The sequence below is a fragment of the Thermus brockianus genome (assembly GCF_001880325.1).
GTDB lineage: Bacteria > Deinococcota > Deinococci > Deinococcales > Thermaceae > Thermus > Thermus brockianus.
The window spans coordinates 12,416-35,527 of sequence record NZ_CP016312.1; the positions used below are offsets into that span (position 1 = coordinate 12,416).

The following is a 23,112-nucleotide window of genomic DNA, read 5'->3' on the forward strand; positions in this document are numbered from 1 at the left end:
TAGTGAGGGCATGCGAAACCAGGAGCTTGCCCGCCTCTTTGAGGAGATCGGGCTTATGAGCGAGTTCTTGGGGGATAACCCCTTCCGGGTCCGGGCCTACTACCAGGCGGCCCGCACCCTCTACGATCTGGATACTCCCATTGAGGAGGTGGCCAAGGGGGGCAAGGAGGCCCTCCTCGCCCTCCCGGGTATCGGTCCCGATTTGGCGGAGAAGATTTTGGAGTTCTTGAACACGGGAAAAATCGCCAAGCACCAGGAGTTGGCCAAGAAGGTGCCGTGGGGGGTCCTGCAGGTCATGGAGGTCCCCGGGGTGGGGCCCAAGACCGCCCGGCTCCTCCACGAGGCCCTGGGCGTGGATTCCCTGGAGAAGCTTAGGGAAGCCTTGGAGAGGGGGGACCTCCTGCGGCTTAGGGGCTTCGGGCCCAAGAAGGCGGAGCGCATCCGGGAGGGGCTTGCCCTGGCCCAGGCGGCGGGGAAGAGGCGGCCCTTGGGGGCGGTGCTTTCCTTGGCCCGAAACCTCTTGGAAGAGATCCGCGCCCTGCCCGGGGTGGAGCGGGTGGAGCTCTGCGGTTCGGCCCGGCGCTACAAGGACACCGTGGGGGACCTGGACTATCTGGTGGCGAGCCTCGAGGCCGCCAAGGTGGTGGAAGGCTTCGTGGCCCTTCCCCAGGTGAAGGAGGTTTACGCCAAGGGCAAGGAAAGGGCCACGGTGTTTCTAAAAAACGGCCTCCAGGTGGACCTGCGGGTGGTGCCCCCGGAAAGCTTTGGCGCAGGCCTCCAGTACCTCACCGGGAGCAAGGCCCACTCCATCAAGCTCCGCGCCCTGGCCCAGGACATGGGCTTGAAGCTTTCCGAGTACGGGGTCTTCCGGGAAGCGGTGCGGCTTGCGGGGGAGACGGAGGAAGGGGTGTACGCTGCCTTGGGCCTGCCCTTCATCCCGCCGCCCCTCCGGGAGGACCAGGGGGAGATTGAGGCGGCGCAAAGGGGAGAGCTTCCCCAGCTCCTAGAGCTTTCCCACATCAAGGGGGACCTCCAGGTCCACTCCACCTACTCCGACGGCAAGAACTCCCTGGAGGAGCTTTGGCAAGCGGCCAAGGCCCTAGGCTACCAGTACCTGGGGGTCACGGACCACTCCCCGGCGGTGCGGGTGGCGGGGGGGCCGTCCCCGGAGGAGGCCCTCAGGCGCATAGAGGCCATCCGCCGCTTTAACGAAACCCACGGGCCCCCTTACCTCCTGGCGGGGGCCGAGGTGGACATAAGGCCCGATGGCAGCCTAGACTACCCCGACTGGGTCCTGCGGGAGCTGGATCTGGTCCTCGTCTCCATCCACTCCCAATTTAAGCTCTCCAAGGCGGAGCAGACGAGGCGCATCCTGAAGGCCCTGGACAACCCTTTCGTCCACGTCCTGGCCCACCCCACGGCCCGCCTTCTGGGCCGCCGCCCTCCCGTAGAGGCGGACTGGGAGGCGGTTTTCCAAAAGGCCAAGGAAAAGGGCGTGGCCGTGGAGATAGACGGCTACTACGACCGCATGGACCTGCCCGATGACCTGGCCCGCCTGGCCTACGGGAGGGGGCTTTGGGTGAGCCTCTCCACGGACGCCCATCAGACCGAGCACCTCCGCTTCATGGAGCTCGCCGTGGGCACCGCCCAAAGGGCCTGGATTGGCCCGGAGAGGGTGCTCAACGTCCTCTCCTATGAGGAGCTCATCCGGTGGCTCAAAGCCCGGCGAGGGCTTTAGCCTGGAGGAGGACCTCCAGGAACATCTCCCGGGTGAGCTTGCCCGTTTGCGTGTTCTGGCGGGAAACGTGGTAGCTGCAGAGGAGGTGCTTCCCCTCGGGCAAGGGGTAGTGGGCCCCGTGGCGGAAGGGGTAGGCGCCTTTCCGAAGGCCAAAGTGGTCCAGGAGGGCCTCGTGGGCGATCCGCCCCAGGGCCAGGTAGACCCGGGCTTGGGGAAGAAGGCCGAGCTCCACCCCCGTCCAACGGGCGCACGCCCTGAGCTCTTCCGCCGTGGGCTTATTGCCGGGCGGGGCGCAACGCACCGCCGCCGTGAGGTAAACGCCATAGAGCCTTAGGTCGTCCCCGGGGTGGCTTTCAGGCTTACTGGAAAGCCCCGCCTCATGGAGGAGGGGGTAGAGGAAAGCCCCCGAGGCGTCCCCGGTAAAGGGTCGGCCCGTGCGGTTGGAACCGTGGGCCCCGGGGGCGAGGCCGAAGAGGACGAGGCGCGCCTCGAGGTCCCCGAAACCCGGCACGGGCCTCGCCCAGTAGTTTTCGTGGCGAAAAGCCCTTTTGGTTCCCGCCACACCTTCCCGCCAGGCCACCAGGCGGGGGCAGAGGCGGCAGGCGGTGAGTTCTTGATAAAAAGTTTCCAAGTCCATGGGCTGGGCGTGTTAGGGGAGGAACCGCATGTAGGCCAGCTCGCTCCGTTTCTTGACCCCAAGCTTTTGGAAAACCAGGGAAAGGTGGGCCTTCACCGTCTTCACCGAGATGCCAAGCTCCGTGGCGATTTCCTCGTTGGAGAGGCCCAAAGCCGCCAAGGCCGCCACCTCCTTTTCCCTGGGCGTGAGGTGGGGAAAGGGTTCCCCCACCAAGGCGGCCACCGCCTTGCGCTCGGCCCAGACCTCGCCCCGGGCCACCGCCTCCAAAGCCTTGGCCAGGGCCGCGAGGCCCTGCTCGGGGTAAAGGTAGCCCCGGTACCCCTTCCTAAGGGCCTGGACCGCCTGCTCCTTGTCCCGGAGGAGGAGGACCGAGGGCACGGGGGGTGGGGCGGGGATCTCGCGGCCCGCCTCCACCAGCCCCACCTGGGCCTGAAGGGGGTGGGACACTGGCTCAAGGCCCCAAGCCCTAAGCTGGGCCTCCAAGGCCTCCTGGTAGGTGCGCAAAGGAACCTGGAGCCAGACCTTGAGCATCTGGCTCCAGTTTACCCAAAGGGGCTTATCGCACCAGGTTGAAGTGCATTTCGGCCAGGCGGATGCCGGCGTAGCCCACCGTGGTGCACCAACCCAGGGGCCAACTGGTGGGGCTTTTGCCGTTGAAGACGGGGTAGCCGCCGGCCATAGGTGGGCGGGTAGAGCTTGTGGGGGTGGTGGAGCCCCGTTTGCGGCTCCTAGAGGGGGATGTTGTCGTGCTTCTTGGGGGGCCTTTCCTCCTTCTTGCCCCAAAGCATCCTAAGGTGCAGGTAGAGGAGGCGGCGGGTCTCCTTGGGGTCTATGACGTCGTCAATGTAGCCCCGGGCCGCCGCCACCCAGGGGTTGTCAAAGGCCTGGCGGTACTCCTCAATCTTCTTGCGGCGGGTTTCCTCGGGGTTGGGGGAGGCCTGGATCTCCTTGCGGTAGATGATGTTGGCGGCCCCTTCCGCTCCCATCACCGCCACGGAGGCGGTGGGCCAGGCCAGGACCACGTCCGCCCCCATGTCCTTGGAGTTCATGGCCAGGTAGGCGCCGCCATAGGCCTTGCGGACGATGAGGGTGATCTTGGGTACCGTGGCCTCGGCGTAGGCGAAGAGCATCTTGGCCCCATGGCGGATAATGCCCCCGTGCTCCTGGGCCACCCCGGGGAGGAAGCCCGTCACGTCCACCAGGGTGAGGAGGGGGATATTAAAGGCGTCCATGGTGCGGATGAAGCGGGCGGCCTTGTCCGAGGCGTTGATGTCCAGGGCCCCGGCCATGAACCGGGGGTTGTTGGCGATGACCCCCACGGGGTAGCCGCCAAGCCTCCCTAGGCCCACGATGATGTTCTTGGCAAACCCCGGCTGGATTTCCAAAAACTCCCCGTTGTCCAACAGGGTGCGGATTACCTGGTGCATGTTGTAGGGCCTGCGGGCATCGGGGTGGACGATGTCCAGGAGCTCGGGGGTAGGCCGGAAGGGGTCGTCCTTGGGGTCTAGCACCGGGGGCTTCTCCCGGGAGTTCTGGGGCAGGTAGGAGAGGAGCTTCTTGATGAGGTCCAAGACCTCCTGGTCGCTCTGGCCTTCCAAGTGGGCCACGCCGCTTCTTTCCATGTGCACGTCCGCCCCGCCCAGCTCCTCAAAGGTCACCTCCTCCCGGGTGACGCTTTTGATCACCTCGGGGCCGGTGATGAACATGTAGCTGGTGCCCCGGCTCATGAGGATGAAGTCGGTCATGGCGGGGCTGTAGACGGCGCCCCCTGCGCAGGGCCCCAGGATGGCAGAGATCTGGGGCACCACCCCCGAGTAGATGGCGTTGCGGTAGAAGACCTCCCCATAGCCGGAGAGGCTATCCACCCCTTCTTGGATGCGGGCCCCGGCGGAGTCGTTGAGGCCGACGATGGGGGCCCCCACCTTGGCGGCCAGGTCCATGAGGCTTGCGATCTTGCGCCCGTGCATCTTGCCCAAGGAGCCCCCGAGGACGGTGAAGTCCTGGCTGAAGACGAAGACGAGGCGGCTGCCGATGGTGCCGTAGCCCGTCACCACCCCGTCCGCCGGCGCCTCGAGGCCCTCCATGAGCCCGGTTTCCAGGTGCTCGGCAAAGGGCATGAGCTCCACGAAACTCCCGGGGTCCAGGAGGTAGTCAATCCGCTCCCGGGCGGTGAGCTTGCCCTGCTGGTGCTGTTTTTCTATACGTTCTTTCCCCCCGCCCAAGAGCACCTTTTTGCGCCGCTCTTCCAGCTCCGCCAAGAGCTCGTCCAGGATGAGTCGGGCATTGTCCGCCATACTGGCCGTCATGATACACTAAGAAACCAGGTCGCCTTCCAGGAAAGGCCGCCTGGGGAGGAGGTGGAACGTGCGAAGGTGGCTTTGGTATCTCTTGGCGCTTATACTCGTGGGGCTTTTGGCCTGGGGAGGCTATGCGGCCTACGCCAGCTACCAAGGCTTGCGGGCCAAGGTGGCGGCCCTGGAAGCCCGCCTAAGCGCCCAGGAGGAGGCCCTCAAGGGGCTTGCCGAGCGGGTGGGGAAGCTGGAGGAGGAGGTCTTCAAGGCCCCCACGCCGCCCCTCTCCTTGCCCGAGGTGCCCGAGGCAGGCGGTGCTCCCGTCTGGCCCTACGCCGTGGGCGTGGTGGTGGCGGCGGTGCTTCTCTACCTTCTCCTCCGCCTCCTCCGGGGGCAGGAGCCTAAGGCCCAGGCGCCAAGCCCGGCCTCTCCGGACCTCGAGGCCTCCCGCATGACCGACGAAGGTGCGCCCCCACCCCCAGGGGAACGGGGCTAAGGAAAACCCGCCGGGGATTTCCCCGGCGGGGCATCTTTGGGGCTAGTCCTTTAGCTTCTTCACCGCCTCAATCAGGGCGGGGACCACCTGGTGCACGTCCCCCACGATGCCGTAGTCGGCGTGCTTGAAGATGGGGGCCTCGGGGTCCTTGTTTACCGCCACGATGTTCTTGCTCTTGTTCATCCCTGCCAGGTGCTGCACGGCCCCCGAGACCCCTAGGGCGATGTAGAGGGAAGGCTGCACCGTCTTGCCCGTCTGGCCCACCTGCTCGCTGTAGGGCCGCCAGCCGGCGTCCACCACGGCCCGGGTGGCGCCCACGGCCCCGCCCAAGAGGGCGGCGAGCTCCTCCACCAGGCGGAAGGCCTCGGCGCTTCCCATCCCCCGCCCTCCCGTGACCACGATGTCCGCCTCGGTAAGGGAAACCCCTTTCTTCTCCTCCTGCAGGCGTTCCAACACCTCCACGGTGGGCACGGCCGGCACCTCCAGGGGCCGCACCTCCCCCTGGGCCGCAAGGGGCTCCGCCAGGGGGGTGGTGTTGGGTTTCACCGTGAGGACCACGGGGAGGGAGGCGCGCACCTTCTGGGTCACCCGGTTCAGGTAGGCGTAGCGGGTGGCCACCACCGCCCCGCCCTCTACCCCGCTCTCCAGGGTGTCCTCCAGAAGCCCCGCCTTCAGGGCGTAGGCCACCCGGCCCAGGTAGGTGCGGCTTTGCCGGGAGGAGGGGGCCACCACCGCTTGGGCGCCCGCCTCTCCAGCCGCCGCCAAGACCCCGGCCGCCCACCGCTCCGCCGTGTAGGGGCCTAGCGTGGCGGTGTAGAGGGTTTCCACGTAGCCTCGGGCCTCCTCCACCGGGGCCTTGTCCTCGGCCAGGAGGACCCCCACCACCCGGGTACCCAAGGCCTCCGCCAGGGCCCGGGCCCGGGTGAGGGCCTCGAGGCTCCCTTTCCTTAGCCTGTTCCCATCGTGGTCCAGCACCACAAGAACCATAACCACCTCCTAAAGCACCTTGGCCTCTTCGTGGAGAAGCCGCACAAGCTCCTCCGCCGCCGCCACGGGATCCTTGCCGTCCAGGATCTTCTGCAGGCGGGCCTTCTCCTGGATGCTTTCCTCCAGGATTTCCACCTTGGGCGTTGCGGTGAGGGCCACCTTCTTAATCTCCTTCTTCTTGGCCTTCATGATGCCGGGAAGGGTGGGGTAGCGGGGCTCGTTGAGGCCTTGCTGCGTGGTGAAGACGGCGGGAAGCTTTACCCTAACCCACTCCGCCCCCTCGTCCAGGTCGTGCTTGGCCTTGGCCGTTTCCCCTTCCAGCTCCAAAGCGGTGGTCCAGGAAACCACCGGCACCCCCAAAGCCTCGGCCAGGGCGGCCCCTAGGGCCTGGCTGTCCCAGTCCGCCTGCTGGCCTCCGGTGAGGACCAGGGTGGGGGCTTCCTCCCGGATGGCGCCCGCCAGGGCCTCGGCCACGGTCACGGGGTCGGCGTAGCCCTCAAAGACCACGTGCACCCCCCGGTCGCACCCCATGGCCAAGGCGGTGCGGATGGCCTCTTCCGTGCGCTCGGGGCCGAAGCCCACCACGATGGCCTCGCCGCCGTGCTTTTCCTTGAGGCGGAGGGCCTCCTCCACGGCGTACTCGTCCATCTGGTCCAGGATGAGGGTGGCCCCGGAAAGGTCCACCCGGCCGCCTTGGATCTTGAGCCTGCTCTCCCCGTCGGGGACCTGCCTGATAACCGCCACGAACTTCATCCTGCCTCCTTTCACTCCGCCAGGAGGTGCCTGGCGATGATGAGCCTTTGGATCTCGTTGGTGCCCTCGTAGATCTGGTTGAGCTTCACGTCCCGAAGGAGCTTCTCCACAGGGTACTCCCGCACGTACCCGTAGCCCCCGTGGATCTGGATGGCCTGGTTGGCCGCCTCAAAGGCGATTTCCGAGGCGTAGGCCTTGGCGATGGCGCTGGCGTGGGCGTGGGGCAGGCCTTGGTCGGCGAGCCAGGCGGCGTAGTAGGTGTACATGCGGGCGGTTTCAATGCCGATCATCATGTCCGCCAGCTTGAACTGGATGGCCTGGAAGTTGGCGATGGGCTGGCCGAAGGCCTCCCGCTCCTTGGCGTACTTCTTGGCCTCGTCCAGGGCTCTCCGGGCCACGCCCACGCTTCCTGCGGCCACGGGGATGCGGGTCTTGTTCAGGGTGTTCATGGCGATCTTGAAGCCTTCCCCCTCTTCCCCAAGCCGGTTTTCCACCGGCACCTTCACGTCCTCAAAGACGAGCTCGTAGGTGCCGCTAGCCCTTTGGCCCATCTTCCCGTGGATCTTCACCGCCCGGAAGCCCGGGGTGCCCTTCTCCACCACCAGGGCCACCACGCCCTTGTGGCGCAGCTCGGGGTTCAGGGTGGCGAAGACCACCACCCACTCCGCCTCGCCCCCGTTGGAGATCCACATCTTGGTGCCGTTTAAGACGTAGTAATCCCCTTGGCGCACAGCCCGGGTCCTGAGGGCGGCGGCGTCGGAGCCGTTCCCGGGCTCGCTGAGGGCGAAGGCGGCCAGGGCCGGTTTCTGGGTGAGGGGGGTGAGGAAGCGCCGCTTTTGCTCCTCGGTGCCGGCGAGGAGCACGGGGGTGATGCCCAGGTCGCTGGCCATGGGGATGGTGTAGATGCCCATGCAGGCGTAGGCCAGCTCCTCCCCCACGATGACCTCATCCAGCATCTTGAGGCCCATCCCCCCGTAGGCCTCGGGGATGATGGCGTTGAGGAGGCCCACCTCGTGAAGCTTTTCTATTACGGGCCAGGGTACCTCCTCCTTCTCGTCGTAGGCCGCCGCCACCGGCAGGATCACCTCCTTGGCGAAGCGGCGGGCCAGGGCCTGGAGCTGTTTCTGCTCTTCCGTGAGGCTGAAATCTATGGGCATACCCGACCTCCCCTAGCAAGGGGCCCTCTCTTTGACCAAGTCTAAGATTTCACCCTTCCCCTTGCAACCCAGGCCCCATGCTACCATTGGAGGCAGATGAGATTGGCCGGGCAACTTGCGGTGTTGGCCCGTTTTCAAAGGGCCCTTCTTAAGGATTTGGAGCCAGTACAGATTTTGCGCAACCTCCTGGAGGTGGCCACGGAGGAGGGGGTGGAGCGGGCGGCCCTTTTCCTCTATCACCCTTCCACCCGGGAACTGGTGGGCGAGGTGGCCTCGGGGCGGGGGCGGCACTACACGGTTTCTGCCATCGCCCTGCCCCTTTACAGCAAGGGGCCGGTGCAGGAGGCCTTTTTCGCCGAGGGGCCCGTTAAGCGGGGCGAGGAGTGGTTGTTGCCCGTGGTGGGGGAGGAGGCCCTTTTTTGCTGGAGCGATCCCGAGGCCCGGTGCCAAGAACGCCCCCGGGCTACCCGGGAAACCCGGGCCATGGTCTGCCCTTCCTGCTTCCGTTTTGCGGCCAAGGGGGTGCTCAGCCTCGAGGGCGTCCCCCAGGCCCTCCAGCCCACCTTGCCCCTCCTCGCCCAGCTCACCGCCCTGGCCCTCAAGAACGGGGAACTCCTCGCCAGCCGCAACGCTGCTTTGGGGAAGCTTTCCCGGCATGTGGAGGCCCTCTCCCACGTGAGCGCCCTGGCCCGGGAGGTGGCCCGTTCGCTAGAGCCAAGCGCCGTCCTGGAAACCTTAGCCCGGGCGCTATCCGAGCGGTTTGGCTTTTTCCGGGTCACCGTGGCCTTGGTCAAGGAGGGCCGCTTGGAGGGGCACCTCACCGTCAGGGGCCAGGAGGTGTATTGGACGGAGGGCAGGAGCCGTATCCAGCTTCTCGTGGAAGTCTCCCCTGATCCCTTGGCCCGGGCGGTGCGGGAGCGGAAAACCCTGGTTTTGGAGCGGGAGAAGCTTCCGGCGGGCGTGGGCCAAGGCACGGGGCCCACCGTGGCCTACGTGCCTATCCTGGCGGAGGAGGAACCCTTAGGGGTGGTGGCGGTGGACCACGGCCCAGGGGGTCCTCCGGTGAACCCCGAGGAGGTGGGCTACGTGGAGCTTCTGGCCGGGGTGGCGGGGGTAGCCCTGAAGAACGCCAAGCTCTATCGGGAGAAGACCCAGCTTTCCCTGGCCCTAGCGGCGGAGCGAAAGCGGCTATCCCAGGTGCTGGAAGACCTTCCCGATGGGGTGGTGGTCCTTTTTGGGGATAGGGGGTTCGCTAACCCGCGGGCGCGGGAGGCCTTGGGCTTGGGACCTGAGGTGGCCCTGGAGGACCTCCCTACAGCCTTAGGCCCCGCCTTGGAGGGGGGTAGGCTGGAGCTTGCCTTGGGGGGGCGGAGCTACAGCGTCCGGGGCCGGGTTGTGGGGGAGATGCGCATCTTGGTCCTCCACGACATCAGTGAGCGGGTGCGGATGGAAAGGGCCCTAAGGGAGCAGGTGGTCTTCACCCAGGCCCTGGTGGACCTGGCCCAGGCGGCGTTGCGGGAGAAGGGGATAAGGGGCTTGGCGGAGGCCATCGTGCGTCGCCTCTTGGTCCTTTTCGCCGCAGACGAGGGGGTGCTTCTGGCGGAAGGGGAAGGGGTGCTCTTCGCCACCTGCCCCCTGCCGGCTTCCCTGCCCCAACCCAACCTCCTGGAGCGGGCTTTGGCGGAGGAAAGCCCTTTGGGTGTGGAAGAGCTTCATCCCAGGGAGTGCGGGATCGCCACCTCTTTGGGCCTGCAAAGCGCCTTGGTGGTGCCCTTTCGTGCCGGGGTGTTCCGGGGGGGGCTCCTTTTGGGTTACCGCAAGGGCCGGCGCTTCGGCGAGCGCCTCCTTGCCCGGCTCGCCCAAGTGGGTACCCTTCTGGCCTTGGTCCTGGAGAAGGCCCGCTTCCTAGAACTCTTGGAGGCGGAGGAGGAGCGGCTAAAAGCGCTTATGGAGCACTCCCAGGACGTGGTCTACGTTCTGGATGGGAATGGGACGATTCGCTTCGTGAGCGCCAGCGTGCGGGGGGTCTTGGGGTATGACCCCGAGGGGTACAGGCGGGCACCCGTGAACGGCCTGGACTTCGTCCATCCCGAGGACCGCCCCTTGGCCGAGGCCCTTTTCCGGGAGCTTCTCGCCCACCCCGGGGAGGTGCGTGCGGGAGAGTTTCGGGTCCTCCACGCCGACGGCACCCCCATTCCCATGGAAGCCTGGGGCCGGAACCTCCTCCACGAGCCCCGGGTGGGCGGGGTGGTGGTGAACCTGAGGGACCTAAGGCCCCGCCTCGAGGCCGAGCGCCTCAAGGGCGAGTTCATCGCCGCCGTATCCCACGAGCTCCGCACCCCCCTTGCCGTCATCATGGGCCTGGCGGAGCTCTTGCGGGAGGAGGGGCTTTCGCCGAGCGCCGAGGAGTCCGTGGAGCTCATCCTGGAAAGCGCCTTCCGCCTCAAGACCATGGTGGACAACCTCCTGGACACGAGCCGCCTCGAGGCGGGCCGCTTTGAGGTGAACCGGCGGCCCGTGAACCTCAGGCCCCATCTCCTAGACCTGGCCAAAAGCTTCCACGGGGTGGCGCGGCTTTCCGGGGTGGACTTCCGGGTGGAGGTGGAGGAGCTCCCCGTGGTGGAGGCGGATCCCGAGCGCATGGTCCAGGTGGTGGGGAACCTCCTCTCCAACGCCTTCAAGTTCACGCCCCAGGGGGGGCGCATCCGGCTTGGGGCCCGGGGGGAGGGGGATGTCCTGGTCTTGGAGGTGGAGGACACCGGCCCCGGCATCCCCAAGGAGGAGCTCCCCAAGCTCTTCCAGCGCTACGCCCGGGCCAAGAACGCCGGCGCCCGTGGGGTTTCGGGCACCGGGCTTGGGCTTTATATCTCCAAGGCCATCGTGGAGGCCCACGGGGGGCGGATTGAGGTGGAGACGGAGGAGGGCAAGGGGAGCCTTTTCCGGGTTATCCTACCCCTATATGGCCCGCATCCTGCTGGTGGAGGATGAGCCCTTGGTGGCCCACACGGTGCGCCGCATCCTGGAGAGGGCCGGGCACCAGGTGGAGTGGGCGGCCTCGGGCCAGGCGGCGCTGGCGCGCTTGGGCGCCATGGCCTACGACCTGGTGCTGTGCGACCTGGTGATGCCGGGGGTTTCGGGCCTCGAGGTGATCCAGGAGGTAAAGCGCCTGGGCGGCCCGCCCGTCCTCGCCCTTTCCGCCAGCGTGTCCACCAAGAGCCAAGAGGAGGCGCTAAGGGCGGGGGCCAAGGCCTTTTTAGGCAAGCCCTTTGACGCCCAGACGCTTCTTTCCCTGGTGGAGAAGCTTCTGGATCGGGAGGGGGCCTGATACACTGGAAAGCCAAAGGGGGAAGGTATGCGGCGGCGGAGCTTCCTCAAAGCGGTGGGGGTAGGCTTAGCGGCAAGCCTCAGCTACACGGCCCATGCCCAGGCCCAGCCCCAGGTGCGCTGGCGGCTCGTTTCCAGCTATCCCAAGAGCCTGGACACCCTCTATGGCGGGGCGGAGGACCTGGCCAAGCGGGTTTTTGACCTCACGGGGGGCCGCTTCCAGATCCGGGTCTACCAGGCGGGGGAGATCGTTCCCGGGGGGCAGGTGCTGGACGCCGTGCAGCAGGGCACGGTGGAGGCGGGGCACACCTATGGGCCCTTCTATGTGGGCAAAAACCCCGCCCTGGCCTTTGACGGGGGGGTGCCTTTCGGCATGACCTACCGCCAGCACAACGCCTGGATGCTCTTCGGCGGGGGGCTTGAGCTTTTGCGGGAGGTGTACGCCGACTTCGGCGTCCTCCAGTTCCCTGGGGGAAACACGGGGGCCCAGATGGGGGGGTGGTTCCGCAAGGAGATCCGCACCCTGGCGGATCTAAAGGGCCTTCGGATGCGCATCCCTGGCCTCGGGGGCCTGGTCATGGGCCGGCTTGGGGTGGTGCCCCAGACCCTGGCCGCCGGGGACATCTACCCCGCCTTGGAACGGGGGGCCATTGACGCCACGGAGTTTTCCGGCCCCTACGACGACGAGAAACTAGGCTTTTACAAGGTGGCCCGCTATTACTACTATCCTTCCTTCTGGGAACCCTCGGCGCAGCTTTCCTTCCTGGTTGCCCAAAGGGAGTGGGCCCGCCTGCCCAAGGAGTTCCAGGAGGCCTTCCAGGTGGCGGCCCAGGAGGTCAACCTCACCATGATGGCCAAGTACGACGCCCAAAACCCGCCCGCCCTCCGCCGCCTCCTCGCCGCCGGGGTGCGCCTGAGGCGGTGGCCCACGGAGGTGATGAAGAAGGCCCTGGAGGAGGCGAGGGCGCTTTACGAGGAGCAGGCAGCCAAGGATGCCACCTATAAAAAGGTGTACACCGCCTACTGGGCCTTCCGGGAGGAGGCGTACCGCTGGTTCGCCGTGGCCGAGCTGGCCTACGAGACCTTTGCCTTCCCCACCCTCTAGTCCACCTTTTCTAGCCGCACGGCACTCACCTTGTACTCGGGGATGCGGCTAATGGGGTCCAGGGCGTCCAGGGTGAGGCGGTTGGCGGGGGCCTCGGCGAAGTGGAAGGGGGCGTAGACCACCCCTTCGGGGGTGCGCTCCGTCACCCAGGCCTTGGCGCGGATCCGGCCCCGGCGGCTCACCACGTAGATGGGCTCGCCATCCTGGAGGCCAAGCCTGGCGGCGTCCTTGGGGTTCACCTCCACCTTGAGCTCGGGGTACGCCTCCTGCAGGCGGCTATTGCGGCTAAGGGTTCCCCCGTGCCAGTGGAAGAGGACCCGGCCCGTGGAGAGGGTGAAGGGGTAGTCCTCCGAGGGGGGTTCCGCCGGGGGCGCGTAGGGGGCAGGGAAGAAGCGGGCCCGGCCCGAGGGGGTGTTGAAGCGCTCGCGGAAGAGCACCGCCTCCCCGGGGTGGTCCTCGTGGGGACAGGGCCAACGCACCCCTTCCTCCACCAGGCGGGCGTAGGTGATGCCCCCCATCAGCTCGGGGATGGCCTGGCGCACCTCCTCCCAGATGCCTTCCGGCCCCGGGTACACCCGCCAAGGCCGGCCCAGGGCTTGGGCCAGGCGCCGGCCCAGTTCCTGGGTAATCCACCAGTCGGGCCGGGCCTCCCCGGGCGGGTCAAGGAGCCTCCGCACCCGTTGCACCCGGCGGTCGGTGTTGGTGAAGGTGCCCTCCTTTTCCAGGAAGCTGGCGGCGGGAAGGACCACGTGGGCGAAGGGGGTGGTTTCGTTTTCCAGGATGTCTTGGACGATAAGGAAGGGGAGGCTGGCAAGCTTGGCCTTGAGGTGGTCCTGGTAGGGCTCGCTGGTCACGGGGTCCTCCCCGATGAGGTAGATGGCTTCCACCTCGGGGATGGCCTCAAAAACCTCGGTCATGCGCAGGCCGGGCTTGGGGTTGAGGGGCACGCCCCACAGGGCCTCAAAGCGTTTTCTGGCTGCTTCCTCCGCCACCTTGAGGTAGCCGGGGTAGACGTCGGGCAAGGCCCCCATATCCCCGGCCCCTTGCACGTTGTTCTGGCCCCTTAGGGGGTTCAGGCCCGCCCCCTCCTTGCCCACCTTGCCCGTCAGAAGGGCCAGGTTCACCAGGGCCTGGGCCGTGGCCGTGCCCTTGGTGTGCTGGGTGACCCCCATGGCCCAGTAGGCCCCGGCCCGCTCCGTGGTGGCGTAAAGCCGGGCAGCCAGGGCGATCTTCTCCCGCTCCACCCCGGTGATGGCCTCCGCCCTTTCCAGGGTGTATTCCTCCAAGGAGGCCTGCCACTCGGCGAACCCTTCCGTGCGGGCCTCCACGTAGGCCCGGTCCCAAAGGCCCGCCTCGAGGATGTACCGGGCCATGGCGTTCAGGAGGAACAGGTCCGTCCCGGGGCGGACCCTAAGCCACAAGGTGGCCGCCTCGGCCATGCCCGTGTAGCGGGGGTCCACCACGACCATCCTCGCCCCCTGGCGCACCCGCTTCTTGATCATGGCGGCGATCACCGGGTGGGTTTCCGTGGTGTTGGAGCCCACCACCAGGAAGAGGTCCGTTTTCCAGATATCCTCTAGGGGGTTCGTCATGCTAGCCCCACCCAAGGAGCGGGAAAGGGCGGCGGTGGAGGAGGAGTGGCAAAGCCGGGAGCAGTGGTCCACGTTGTGGGTGCCGAGAAGGGCCCGGGCCAGCTTCTGGGCCAAATAGACCTCCTCGTTGGTGGTCTTGGCCGAGGGGAAGACGGCGAGGCCTTCGGGGCCCTTGCGCCTTAGGGCCTCCAGGAGTTTTTCCGCAGCGAAGTCTAAGGCCTCTTCCCAGGTGGCCCTGCGGAAGGGGACGTTCCGGCTTTCCCGCACCATGGGGTAAAGGAGGCGCTTCTTAGAAAAGGGAAAGTCCAGACCAAACCGCCCCTTGACGCAAAGGGCCCCGTGGTTGGGCGGGATGTCCGGGGCCAGGACCCGGACGATCCGGCCCCCTTGGACCTCGGGCTCCACCTGGCAACCCACGCCGCAGTAGGGGCAAGTGGTGCGCATCACGCCACCTCCAGGGTCAGGGGCCGCAAGGCCCCCGTGGGGCAGACCTGCACGCAGTTGCCGCAGAAGACGCAAGGGGTTTCCGGCAAGGGGCGGCCCAGGGGGGTGGTGGGATGGGCCAGGAGGCCCCGGTCCTCGAGGGTGAGGGCGTACACCCCCATGATCCCGTCCCCGCAGGCGTCCACGCAGCGGCGGCAGTTGACGCACTTGGCGTAGTCCCGCAGGAAGAAGGGGTTGTCCTTCAAGGCTTCCCGATCTCCCCGCCCCGCCACCCCCGGCCAGCGGCCAGGCTCGGCCCCGTAGCGCTCCATGAGGGCGAGGAGCTCCGGTGCCTGGGAGAGGTCGGTGGTGAGGGCAAGCCACTCCAAAAGGGTTTTCCTTAGGCGCCGAAGGGCCTCGGTTTCCGTCCTCACCTCCATCCCCTCTTGGGCCAAGGTGGCGCAGGCGGGTTGCGGGCGCCCGTTCACCTCCACCAGGCAAAGGCGGCAGAGGCCCTTGGTTTCCGTGTGGGGGTGGTGGCAGAGGGTGGGTACCCGGGCCACCTGGAGCAAAAGGGTCCCTTCTTGGACCTCCACTTCCTTCCCATCTACCCTAAGCCGCACCTTCCACCTCCAAAAGGCTTTGGTAGGCCCAGGAAGCGGACTGGCCTAAGCCGCAGAGGCTTCCCTTGAGGGTTTCCGCCAGATCCCGGACCAGGGCGGGGTTCCGCTCGCGCCGCCGCACCATCTCCACCTGCACCGCCGTGCCCAAGGGGCAGGGGAAGCACTTGCCGCAGGACTCCTCCTTGAGGAAGTGGACCAGGCCCAGAAGCACCTCCCAGAGGTCCACGGCAGGGCCAAAGGCCACGATGGCCCCAGCCCCCAAGGGAAGCCGCTCTTTAAAGCGCAAGGGGAAGGCGAAGTCCCGGGTGAAGACCCCCGCCGCTCCCCCCAGGAGCACCGCTTGGAGTTCGCTTGGCTCCCTCCCAGCCCGGCGCAGGGCCTCCCCTAAGGGCGTGCCTAAGGGGAGCTCGTAAAGCCCAGGGTGGGCCACGTCCCCGCTTATGGAAAAGAGCTTGGGCTCGCGGGCGCGCCAGGTACCGGGACCTTCCCGGAGGATGAGGGGGAGGTTGGCCAGGGTTTCCACGTTCTGCACCAGGGTGGGCCTCCCCCAAAGCCCCTTTTCCCCGGGGAAGGGCGGCTTGAGCCGGGGCTCGGCCCGCTTGCCTTCCATGGACTCTAGAAGGGCGGTCTCCTCGCCGCAGATGTAGAGCCCGCCGCTTCGGAATACTTCCATGGGCACGGGGAGGAGGCCGGCCTCTTCCAGTTCGCCCAGGGCCTTTTGCAGGCTTTCCTGCGCTGCCTCAAACTCTTCCCGCACGTAGAGGTATACCCTTTCCGCCCCCACGGCCAAGGCGGCGAGGAGGGCGCCCTCTAGGACCAAGAAGGGGTGGTGTTCCAGGAGGAAGCGGTCCTTAAAGTTGCCGGGCTCGGACTCGTCGGCGTTCACCACCAGGTACTTGGGGGCGGCACCCCGGGCCACGGCCCGCATCTTCACGTGGGCGGGGAAGGCGGCCCCGCCCCGGCCCAAAAGCCCCGCCTCCTCCACGGCCCTTAGAACCCCTTCGGGGCTAGCCCCTCCCTGGAGGAGGGCCGCGAGGGCCTGGAGCCCTCCCAAGGCCCGGTACTGGGCCAGGGAGAGGATGGGTTCTGGGGGAAGGAGGTGCTTCCCGCGGCCCAGGTTGAAGGGGAGACGGAAGTCCCTAAAGGATACCAGGCGTCCCTGCCACTCCACGAAGCGCCCCTCCGGGGTGAAGCGGAGGTAGATGGGGGAGAGGGCCTCGAGGCCCAAAGGGGGGTAGCTCCCGTCCGCCCCAGCCCGTAGCCGGGCGAAATCCCGGGCCCGGGCCACGGGGTCGTCCACCAGGAGGCGGCCTTGGGGCAGGCCGCGGTACCGGGGGTAGTAGCGCACCACCCCCCACGCCTGGGCCAGGGGTACCCCGGCAAGCCGCGCCGCCTCGGCCACCTTTTCCTCGGTGAGGGGTAGCCGGGCGTCCAGGAGGGGGAGGAGGCTGGGGTTTTCCATGGTCTAAGCTTACGCCTAGAGGAGGTGGAGCCCGGGAAACCTTTGGAGGAGGGCCTTGCGGAAGCCCTCTAGGCCCGTTTCGGGCACCAAGGCCACCACCGCCCCGCCAAAGCCCGCCCCCGTGAGCTTGGCCCCGTAGGCCCCCGCCTGCAGGGCCGCCTCCACCAGGGTGTCCAGCTCGGGAAGGCTCACCTCGTAGTCCCGCGAGAGGGAACGGTGGCTTTGCACCATGAGTTCGCCAAAGGCCCGGGCGTCCCCCCGCCTCAGGGCCTCCACCCCCCGGAGCACCCTTAGGTTTTCGCTCACGATGTGCCGGGCCCGCTTGTCCAGGGGGGAGGGCAGGCTTTCCACCAGGCAAAGGTCCTGGACCTGGCGGAGCGAGGCCACCCCGAGGCGCCTGGCCGCTTCCTCCGCCTCCCGGCGCCTTTCGTTGTACCCGGCCTCGGCCAGGCGCCGCTTGAGCCCCAGGTCCAGGACCACCACGCGGCTTCCCGGGGGAGGGGCAGGTTCTCGTAGGCCAGGGTCTTGGTGTCCAGGAAAAGGGCCTTGCCCACCTCGCCCAGGCTCGCCGCCATCTGGTCCATGAGGCCGCACCGGACCCCCACGTACGCCACCTCTGCCTTCTGCGCCAAGAGGGCCACCTCCAGGTCGCTCAGGGGCAGGCGGTAAAGGGCCCTAAGGGCCTTCAAGGCCGCCACCTCGAGGGCCGCCGAACTGGAAAGCCCGGCCCCCATGGGTACCTGGCTCTTCACGTAGAACCGGGCCCCGGGTACGGGGTGCCCCGCCTCCCTTAGGGCCCAGACCACGCCCAAAAGGTAGTCCAGAAAGTCCCCCTGGGGGCCGCTTTGGAGGGGCCTGGCGCGGAGTTCCTTGAGGTTTTCGCTATAGGCCTCCACCTTGCCCTCGGCCCGTCCCGCCTCCACCTGGGTGACGTAGGGAAGGGGCGTGGGCAGGACGTAACCCTCCTGGTAGTCCGTGTGCTCGCCGAGAAGGTTCACCCGGCCCGGGGCCTTGGCGCTGGCTTCGGGCAGGACGCCGAAGACTTCTTGATAGCCCATGCCCCTATTATGGGCAAAGGGCCTTTAGGTTGTGGTCCAGAAGGGCCAGGTAGGTGGGCACCTTGGCGTCCAGGGTGTCCGTGTAGAGGAGGGCTATCCGGGCCCCTAAGGCCTCCGCCAGGGCTTTTAGGCCGGTGCCCCGGAACTGGGGTTCGGCGAGGAGGAGCTTCACCCCTTCCCGCTTGGCCTTTTCCAGAAGGGCGAGGAAGCTTCGGCTCCCCACCTCCTGGGCCCCGCTGTCGCTTAGGGTGCCTACCACGATGAGGCCGTAGCGGCGGGCAAAGTAGCGGAAGGCGTCGTGCTGGGCCACCACCTTGACCCCTTTGAGGCCGCAGGCCTTAAAGGCTTGGTCCCGCCTTTCCACCTCCTTTTGGAAGCGGCGGAGGTTGGCCTCGTAGGTGGCCTTCCCCCCAGGGTCTAAGCGGGAAAGCTCCTTTGCGATGCGCTCGGCGTAGCGCAGGGCGTAGGTGGGGTCCAGCCAAAGGTGGGGGTCGCAGGGGCCGTGGTCATGGTCTTCCTGGGGGGACCCTCCCTCGCAGAGGAGGCCCGGCTGCCCTTCCCCTAGGAGGACCACCCGGGCCCCACGGGGGAGGAGGTTTTGCAGCTTGGGCAGGAAGGGTTCCAGGCCAAGGCCGTTGGCGAAAAGGATGCGGCTTTGGGATAGGGCCTTGGCCACGCTCGGCGTGGGTTCAAAGGTGTGGGGGTCGGCCCCCGGGGGCACCACGGCCACCACCTTTGCCCGCCCACTCCCCACCTGCCGCGCCAGGTCCTGGAGGATGGGGGTAGTGGCCGCCACCTGCACCTGGGCCAGGGCGGGGGCCACGAGGAAAAGGATCCATAGGCGCCACATATCAAGAATGATAAAGCAGTTTCACTAGAAACGCAACGCCCCCACCGCGGGCACCAAGGTATAATCGGCACAAATGGACCTCAAAGCCCTTCACAAACGGCACGTCCTCACCCCCTGGGTGGCCCAGGCTTCCCTGAGCCCGCCCTTGGTGGTGCGGGGCGAGGGGGTTTGGCTTTGGGATGCGGAGGGCCACCGCTACCTGGACCTTTCCGCAGGCCTCGTGGCGGTGAACCTGGGGCACGGCCACCCCAAGGTGGTGAAGGCCATCGCCGAGCAGGCGGCCACCCTGGCCTACGCCGCCCCCAGCCTCTTCCACGACAAGCGGGCCCTTCTCGCCAAGGCGCTTTCCGACCTCGCCCCCTGGCCGGAGGGGGCGAGGGTGTTCTTCACCCCCTCGGGGGCGGAGGCCAACGAGGACGCCATCAAGTTCGCCCGCCACCTCACGGGGCGCTTTAAGGTCCTGGCCGCCTACCGCTCCTTCCACGGGGCCACCCACGGGGCGGCGAGCCTCACGGGGGAGAACCGCCGCTTTCCCGCAGAGCCGGGCATCCCAGGGGTGGTGCACTTCTTCGCCCCGTACCCTTACCGGAGCCCTTTTTACACGGATGACCCCAAGGAGGAGGTGCAAAGGGCCTTGGACCACCTGGAAAGGGTCCTCCTCCACGAGGACCCCCACCGGGTGGCCGCCATCTTCCTGGAGCCCGTGGTGGGCTCCAACGGGGTCATCGTCTACCCCGAGGGGTACCTGGAGGGGGTGCGGGCCCTCTGCCAACGCTACGGCATCCTCCTGGTCTTTGACGAGGTGATGACGGGCTTCGGCCGGGTGGGGGCTGCCTTCGCCGCGGAGCGCCTTGGCGTGGTCCCCGATCTCATCACCTTCGCCAAGGGGGTAACCTCCGCCTACGTGCCCTTGGGCGGGGTCTTGGTGCGGGAGGGCCTGGCCCGGTACTTTGACGAGCATCCCCTCCCCACGGGGCACACCTACGCCGGCCACCCCCTGGCGGTGGCGGCGGGGCTTGCGGCGGTGGAGGCCTACCGGGAGGAAGGCCTCTTTGCGCGGGCCCTAACCCTGGAGGGCTTTTTCCGGGAGGCCCTCTTGGACCTCCAGGAAAAGCACCCCGTGGTGGGGGAGGTGCGGGGGCTTGGGGCCTTCTTCGGCCTGGAGCTGGTGCGGGACCGGGAAACCAAAGCGCCCCTTTCCCCCTGGCACGCTCCCTTTAGCCCCCCGATGCAGCGGCTTCTCCAAGGGCTGTTCCAGGAGGGTGTCTACATCCTCGCCAAGCACAACATCCTCCTCGTGGCCCCGCCCCTCACCATCCGGGAGGAGGAGTTCCTGGAAGGGGTAGAGCGGCTGTCCCGCGCCCTAAGGCGGGTGGAGGTGGAGGTCCTGGGGTAGGCTTTAGGGGTGCGGCGGCTTGCGGACCTCTACTCCTTTTTGGCGTCGCTAGAGGGAAAGCCCTATCCCTTTTACAAGGACCTCAGGGGCCTTTGGCAAGGGGAAGGCTTCGCCTTGCGCTTCGTCCACGTGCAGGGGGACCCCTTCGCAAGCCCCTCGGTCTTGGAGGTGCGCTACCCCAAGGAGGCCCTGGACCGCCTCCAGCTCTACAGCGGGGAGGCGGGGCGGGTGGCGGTGGAGGACTTTCTCCTAAGGAGCCTCAAGGGGCGGCTTAAAGCCCTCCCCCGGATTGGCGGCATGGGCCACTCGGGGGAGGTTCGGGTGGAGGTGGAAAGCCCCAAGGTCCTGAAGCGGGCCGGGGCCCACCTGGGGAAAGAAGGGCTTTTCCTCCGCTTCCGCCTGGGGCTTCCCGCCCAAGGGCGGCGCATCCTGGGCAAGGAGGCGGCGAGGCTTTTCCGGGCTCTTGCCGAGCACCTCCGGGGCTTTCTCCTGGAGCTGGACGAAAGGGCGCTCCTCCGCCAGGTCCACCAGGTGGAGGACTTCGCCCATATCCAGGAGAGGCTTCCCGAGCGGGGCCTCGTGGCCTTCGTGGGGGAGGGGAGCGTGCTTCCCCGGGAAAGCGGGGTGAGCCAGAGGCCCCTCGAGGGGGCCATCCCCTTCCAAAGCCCCCCGGGCCTCAAGGTGGCCTTCCGGGTACCCCACGCCGGGGAGGTCTTTGGCATGGGGCTTCCCCGGGGCCTCACCCTCATCACCGGCGGGGGGTTTCACGGGAAGACCACCCTCTTGGAGGCCTTGGTCCACGGGGTCTACCCCCATGTGCCCGGGGACGGGCGGGAGTGGGTGGTGACGGAAAGGTTGGCGCAACGGGTCCAGTCGGAGGACGGGAGGAGCGTCAGGGGCGTGGACTTGAGGCCCTTCGTCCACGACCTCCCCTTGGGCCAGGACACGGCCTTCTTCTCCACCGAGGACGCCTCGGGCTCCACCAGCCTGGCGGCGGCCATCCTCGAGGCCCTGGAGCTAGGCGCCCGCCTCCTCCTCCTGGACGAGGACACCTGCGCCACCAACCTCCTGGTGCGGGATGCCCGCATGCAGGCCCTGGTGCGGCGGGAAACCCTCACCCCCCTCCTGGACCGGGTGGCGGACCTCAAGGCCCTAGGGGTGAGCCTGGTCCTGGTGGTGGGGGGTGTGGGGGACTACTTGGAGCTGGCGGACACCGTGGTTCTCATGGAGGCGTACCGGGCGAGGGAGGCCACGGAGGAGGCCCGGGCCGTGGCGGAGGCCCACCCCACGGGCCGCACCTTCGGCGAGCCCCGCTACCCTCTGGCCGTGCGCCCTCGGATCCCCTTGCCCGAAAGCTTTGACCCCAGGCGGGGGCGGAAGGCCCGGGTCAAGGGGCGGGGCCTGAGGGAGCTCGTCTACGGGGAAGGGGTGGTGGACCTCTCCGCCCTGGACCTCTTTGAGAACGGCCAGGTGCGGGCCATCGGCGCCTTTTTCCAGCGCCTCCTGCGCTTGGCGGACGGCAAAACCCCCTTGAGGGCCCTGGTGGAGCGGGCGTTGGAGGTGGAAGACCTCTTTCCCCTAGAGGAGGCCCCGGAACTCGCCGCCCTCCGCCCCCTGGACCTCGGGGCAGCAGTGAACCGGCTCAGGGCCCTGGAGGTGCGCTAGCCCTCCCAGGGGTGGTAGAGGGCGGGCCTCCGGGCGCTTGCGGGAAGCCCTTCCCCTTCCAGGAAGGCCTGGGCGTAGAGCCGGGCGAGCTCGGGGAAGGGCGCCTCCCCCACCTGGGAGAGGGCGTGGACGGCCACGGCGTCCGCCAGGCGCCTTAGCGCCTCCTTGGCGTACCAGGGGCCTTCCTCGGCCAGGCGCCCGAGGGCCTTTTCCGCATAGGCCAGGGCCAGAGGGGTTTCCTTCAGCGCCTCCAAGAGGGGCTCGTGGGCCTTTTTCTTGGCGATGGCCTCCGCCATGTCCAGGGCCTGGATGTTGGCGGGGCCTTCCCAAATGGGGGTGATGAGGGCCTCCCGGTGCCAGCGGGCAAGCCCGTAGTCTTCCAAGAAGCCGATGCCGCCAAAAAGCTCCATGGCAAGGGCAGTGAGGGCGGTGCCGTGCTCCGCCGTGCGCCCCTTGGCCAGGTGGGAGAGGAGGCGGGCGTAGTGGTAGGAGGGCGAATAGGGGGGGCTTTCCTCCCAGGCCCGGTCAAAGGCAGCCACGGCGAAAAAGGCCAGGGCCGTGCCCCCCACCTGTCTGAGGCGCATCTCCAGGAGGTCGCGCTCCACCAGGGGGTGCTCCACCAGTTTCCGGCCGAAGGCGGTGCGGCGCCCCACCCGGAAGAGGGCCTCCAGGTGGGCCTTCTTGGCGATGCCCATGGCGGCCACGGCGTTGGCCAGGCGGGCTACCGTGAGGGTTTCCAGGGTGTAGTAGATGCCTTCCTCCAGCCTGCCGATGGGGTAGGCCAGGCTCCCCTCCAGTTCCACCTCCCCCGAGGCCACGGCCCGGGTGGCGAGCTTTTCCTTGAAGCGGCGCACGCGGAAGTTGAGCCTCCCTTCCACCTCCCGGGGGAGGAGGAAGAGGCCAAGCCCCTTGGGGCCCTCGGGGGCTCCCTCGGGCCTCGCCGTGACCAGGGCGTAGTCCGCTAGGCCCGCCCCCGAGGCGAAGTACTTATCCCCCTGGTAGAGGCGGAAGGCGCCTCCTTCCCGCCGGGCCAGGGTGCGGTTTGCCCCCAGGTCGCTTCCTCCCTGGATCTCCGTCATCCAGGTGGCCCCGTAGGCTGGGCCGTAGAGGAGTTCCCGCTTTACCCCCTCGTGCTCGGGGGCGTACTTGTGGAGGGCGTAGGCCACCTGGTGGGTGATGGTGAGGATGCAGTAAAGCCCCCCGTCCGCCAGGAGGTAGCCCAGGGCGTAGTGGAGGGGCCAGCCCCTGCCCTCGTAGGCGGGGCGGATCATGGGGCGGAGCTTTTCCAGAAGCGCCCTTTGGGCGGGGGAGAGGAGGGCGCGGTCCAGGCGGTTTCCGTCCAGGTCGTGCATGAGGAGGCGGGGGTGGGCCTCCTGGTCCACGTGGTGGGCCACCTCCAAGACCTCCTCCCCCACGAGCCGGCCGAAGGCGGAAAGCTCTTCCCGGGGCAGGCCCGGGAAGAAGGTGTCTAGAATTGCTTTTAGATCCGGGTCCAAAGCATAGTGGTCCTCGCCTTGGCTATAAAAGAGGGCTTTCATGGCTTCCTCCGCCCCCA

The 23,112-nt window shown here is 67.7% G+C and carries 19 protein-coding genes and 1 pseudogene; 7 read left to right on the top strand and 13 right to left on the bottom strand.

Annotated features, from left to right (window positions below):
- The first annotated feature begins 10 nt into the window (after nucleotides 1-10).
- The gene (gene polX, locus A0O31_RS00060; protein ID WP_071676147.1) at nucleotides 11-1,738 is read left to right on the top strand and encodes a DNA polymerase/3'-5' exonuclease PolX; all 1,728 of its coding nucleotides are present in this window, start codon (nucleotides 11-13) and stop codon (nucleotides 1,736-1,738) included.
- On the opposite strand, the gene A0O31_RS00065 is transcribed toward polX, so the two are convergent.
- The 4 genes from A0O31_RS00065 to A0O31_RS00075 are packed head-to-tail and all read right to left on the bottom strand — an operon-like array spanning nucleotide 1,716 to nucleotide 4,669.
- Complete coding sequence (locus tag A0O31_RS00065) at nucleotides 1,716-2,375, bottom strand: type-5 uracil-DNA glycosylase (RefSeq protein ID WP_071676148.1); 660 nt, start codon at nucleotides 2,373-2,375, stop codon at nucleotides 1,716-1,718. The two genes, polX and A0O31_RS00065, sit on opposite strands and share 23 nt — an antisense overlap.
- A gap of 12 nt (nucleotides 2,376-2,387) precedes the next feature.
- Nucleotides 2,388-2,906 (bottom strand): helix-turn-helix domain-containing protein, encoded by a 519-nt coding sequence (locus A0O31_RS00070; RefSeq protein ID WP_071676149.1) that lies wholly within the window; start codon nucleotides 2,904-2,906, stop codon nucleotides 2,388-2,390.
- Between the two features lie 25 nt (nucleotides 2,907-2,931).
- Nucleotides 2,932-3,054, bottom strand: a complete 123-nt coding sequence (locus A0O31_RS13420; RefSeq protein WP_257786036.1) for a hypothetical protein — start codon at nucleotides 3,052-3,054, stop codon at nucleotides 2,932-2,934.
- Between the two features lie 49 nt (nucleotides 3,055-3,103).
- Entirely contained in the window at nucleotides 3,104-4,669 is a 1,566-nt protein-coding gene (locus A0O31_RS00075; RefSeq protein WP_071676150.1) for an acyl-CoA carboxylase subunit beta, read from the bottom strand.
- Between the two features lie 70 nt (nucleotides 4,670-4,739).
- Between A0O31_RS00075 and A0O31_RS00080 the strand changes: the two genes are divergently transcribed.
- Entirely contained in the window at nucleotides 4,740-5,162 is a 423-nt protein-coding gene (locus tag A0O31_RS00080) for a hypothetical protein (RefSeq protein ID WP_071676151.1), read from the top strand.
- Between the two features lie 42 nt (nucleotides 5,163-5,204).
- Here A0O31_RS00080 and A0O31_RS00085 read toward each other — a convergent pair whose 3' ends face one another.
- The 3 genes from A0O31_RS00085 to A0O31_RS00095 are packed head-to-tail and all read right to left on the bottom strand — an operon-like array spanning nucleotide 5,205 to nucleotide 8,059.
- A complete protein-coding gene (locus tag A0O31_RS00085) occupies nucleotides 5,205-6,149 on the bottom strand; it encodes an electron transfer flavoprotein subunit alpha/FixB family protein (RefSeq protein ID WP_071676152.1) in 945 nt (314 codons plus the stop codon).
- A 9-nt stretch (nucleotides 6,150-6,158) separates the two neighbouring features.
- Entirely contained in the window at nucleotides 6,159-6,902 is a 744-nt protein-coding gene (locus A0O31_RS00090) for an electron transfer flavoprotein subunit beta/FixA family protein (RefSeq protein ID WP_071676153.1), read from the bottom strand.
- 11 nt (nucleotides 6,903-6,913) lie between these two features.
- Nucleotides 6,914-8,059 carry an acyl-CoA dehydrogenase family protein gene (locus A0O31_RS00095; protein WP_071676154.1) on the bottom strand — a complete coding sequence of 382 codons (1,146 nt, stop codon included), beginning with the start codon at nucleotides 8,057-8,059 and terminating at the stop codon, nucleotides 6,914-6,916.
- A gap of 96 nt (nucleotides 8,060-8,155) precedes the next feature.
- Between A0O31_RS00095 and A0O31_RS00100 the strand changes: the two genes are divergently transcribed.
- The 3 genes from A0O31_RS00100 to A0O31_RS00110 are packed head-to-tail and all read left to right on the top strand — an operon-like array spanning nucleotide 8,156 to nucleotide 12,488.
- Nucleotides 8,156-11,047: an ATP-binding protein gene (locus A0O31_RS00100; protein WP_071676155.1), complete on the top strand. Its 2,892-nt coding sequence runs from the start codon at nucleotides 8,156-8,158 to the stop codon at nucleotides 11,045-11,047.
- Nucleotides 11,019-11,384: a response regulator gene (locus A0O31_RS00105; protein ID WP_071676156.1), complete on the top strand. Its 366-nt coding sequence runs from the start codon at nucleotides 11,019-11,021 to the stop codon at nucleotides 11,382-11,384. Before A0O31_RS00100 ends, A0O31_RS00105 begins: the two co-directional genes overlap by 29 nt.
- Before the next feature lie 27 nt (nucleotides 11,385-11,411).
- A complete protein-coding gene (locus A0O31_RS00110) occupies nucleotides 11,412-12,488 on the top strand; it encodes a TRAP transporter substrate-binding protein (protein ID WP_071676157.1) in 1,077 nt (358 codons plus the stop codon).
- Here A0O31_RS00110 and fdhF read toward each other — a convergent pair.
- The 5 genes and pseudogenes from fdhF to A0O31_RS00135 form a co-directional block, all read right to left on the bottom strand.
- Complete coding sequence (gene fdhF / locus A0O31_RS00115) at nucleotides 12,485-14,524, bottom strand: formate dehydrogenase subunit alpha (protein WP_071676158.1); 2,040 nt, start codon at nucleotides 14,522-14,524, stop codon at nucleotides 12,485-12,487. The two genes, A0O31_RS00110 and fdhF, sit on opposite strands and share 4 nt — an antisense overlap.
- Nucleotides 14,524-15,126 (bottom strand): 2Fe-2S iron-sulfur cluster-binding protein, encoded by a 603-nt coding sequence (locus A0O31_RS00120; RefSeq protein ID WP_071676159.1) that lies wholly within the window; start codon nucleotides 15,124-15,126, stop codon nucleotides 14,524-14,526. Before A0O31_RS00120 ends, fdhF begins: the two co-directional genes overlap by 1 nt.
- Nucleotides 15,116-16,588, bottom strand: coding sequence for an NADH-ubiquinone oxidoreductase-F iron-sulfur binding region domain-containing protein (locus A0O31_RS00125; protein WP_071676160.1), 1,473 nt, complete (start codon nucleotides 16,586-16,588; stop codon nucleotides 15,116-15,118). Before A0O31_RS00125 ends, A0O31_RS00120 begins: the two co-directional genes overlap by 11 nt.
- Before the next feature lie 15 nt (nucleotides 16,589-16,603).
- Nucleotides 16,604-17,646, bottom strand: a pseudogene (gene galK, locus A0O31_RS00130) (galactokinase).
- A 7-nt stretch (nucleotides 17,647-17,653) separates the two neighbouring features.
- A complete protein-coding gene (locus A0O31_RS00135; RefSeq protein ID WP_071676161.1) occupies nucleotides 17,654-18,496 on the bottom strand; it encodes a metal ABC transporter substrate-binding protein in 843 nt (280 codons plus the stop codon).
- Nucleotides 18,497-18,569: 73 nt separating this feature from the next.
- Between A0O31_RS00135 and A0O31_RS00140 the strand changes: the two genes are divergently transcribed.
- Entirely contained in the window at nucleotides 18,570-19,892 is a 1,323-nt protein-coding gene (locus A0O31_RS00140) for an aminotransferase class III-fold pyridoxal phosphate-dependent enzyme (protein WP_071676162.1), read from the top strand.
- A gap of 9 nt (nucleotides 19,893-19,901) precedes the next feature.
- Complete coding sequence (locus tag A0O31_RS00145) at nucleotides 19,902-21,557, top strand: ABC-ATPase domain-containing protein (RefSeq protein WP_071676163.1); 1,656 nt, start codon at nucleotides 19,902-19,904, stop codon at nucleotides 21,555-21,557.
- On the opposite strand, the gene A0O31_RS00150 is transcribed toward A0O31_RS00145, so the two are convergent.
- Nucleotides 21,554-23,095 carry an acyl-CoA dehydrogenase family protein gene (locus A0O31_RS00150; RefSeq protein WP_071676164.1) on the bottom strand — a complete coding sequence of 514 codons (1,542 nt, stop codon included), beginning with the start codon at nucleotides 23,093-23,095 and terminating at the stop codon, nucleotides 21,554-21,556. The two genes, A0O31_RS00145 and A0O31_RS00150, sit on opposite strands and share 4 nt — an antisense overlap.
- Between the last annotated feature and the right edge of the window lie 17 nt (nucleotides 23,096-23,112).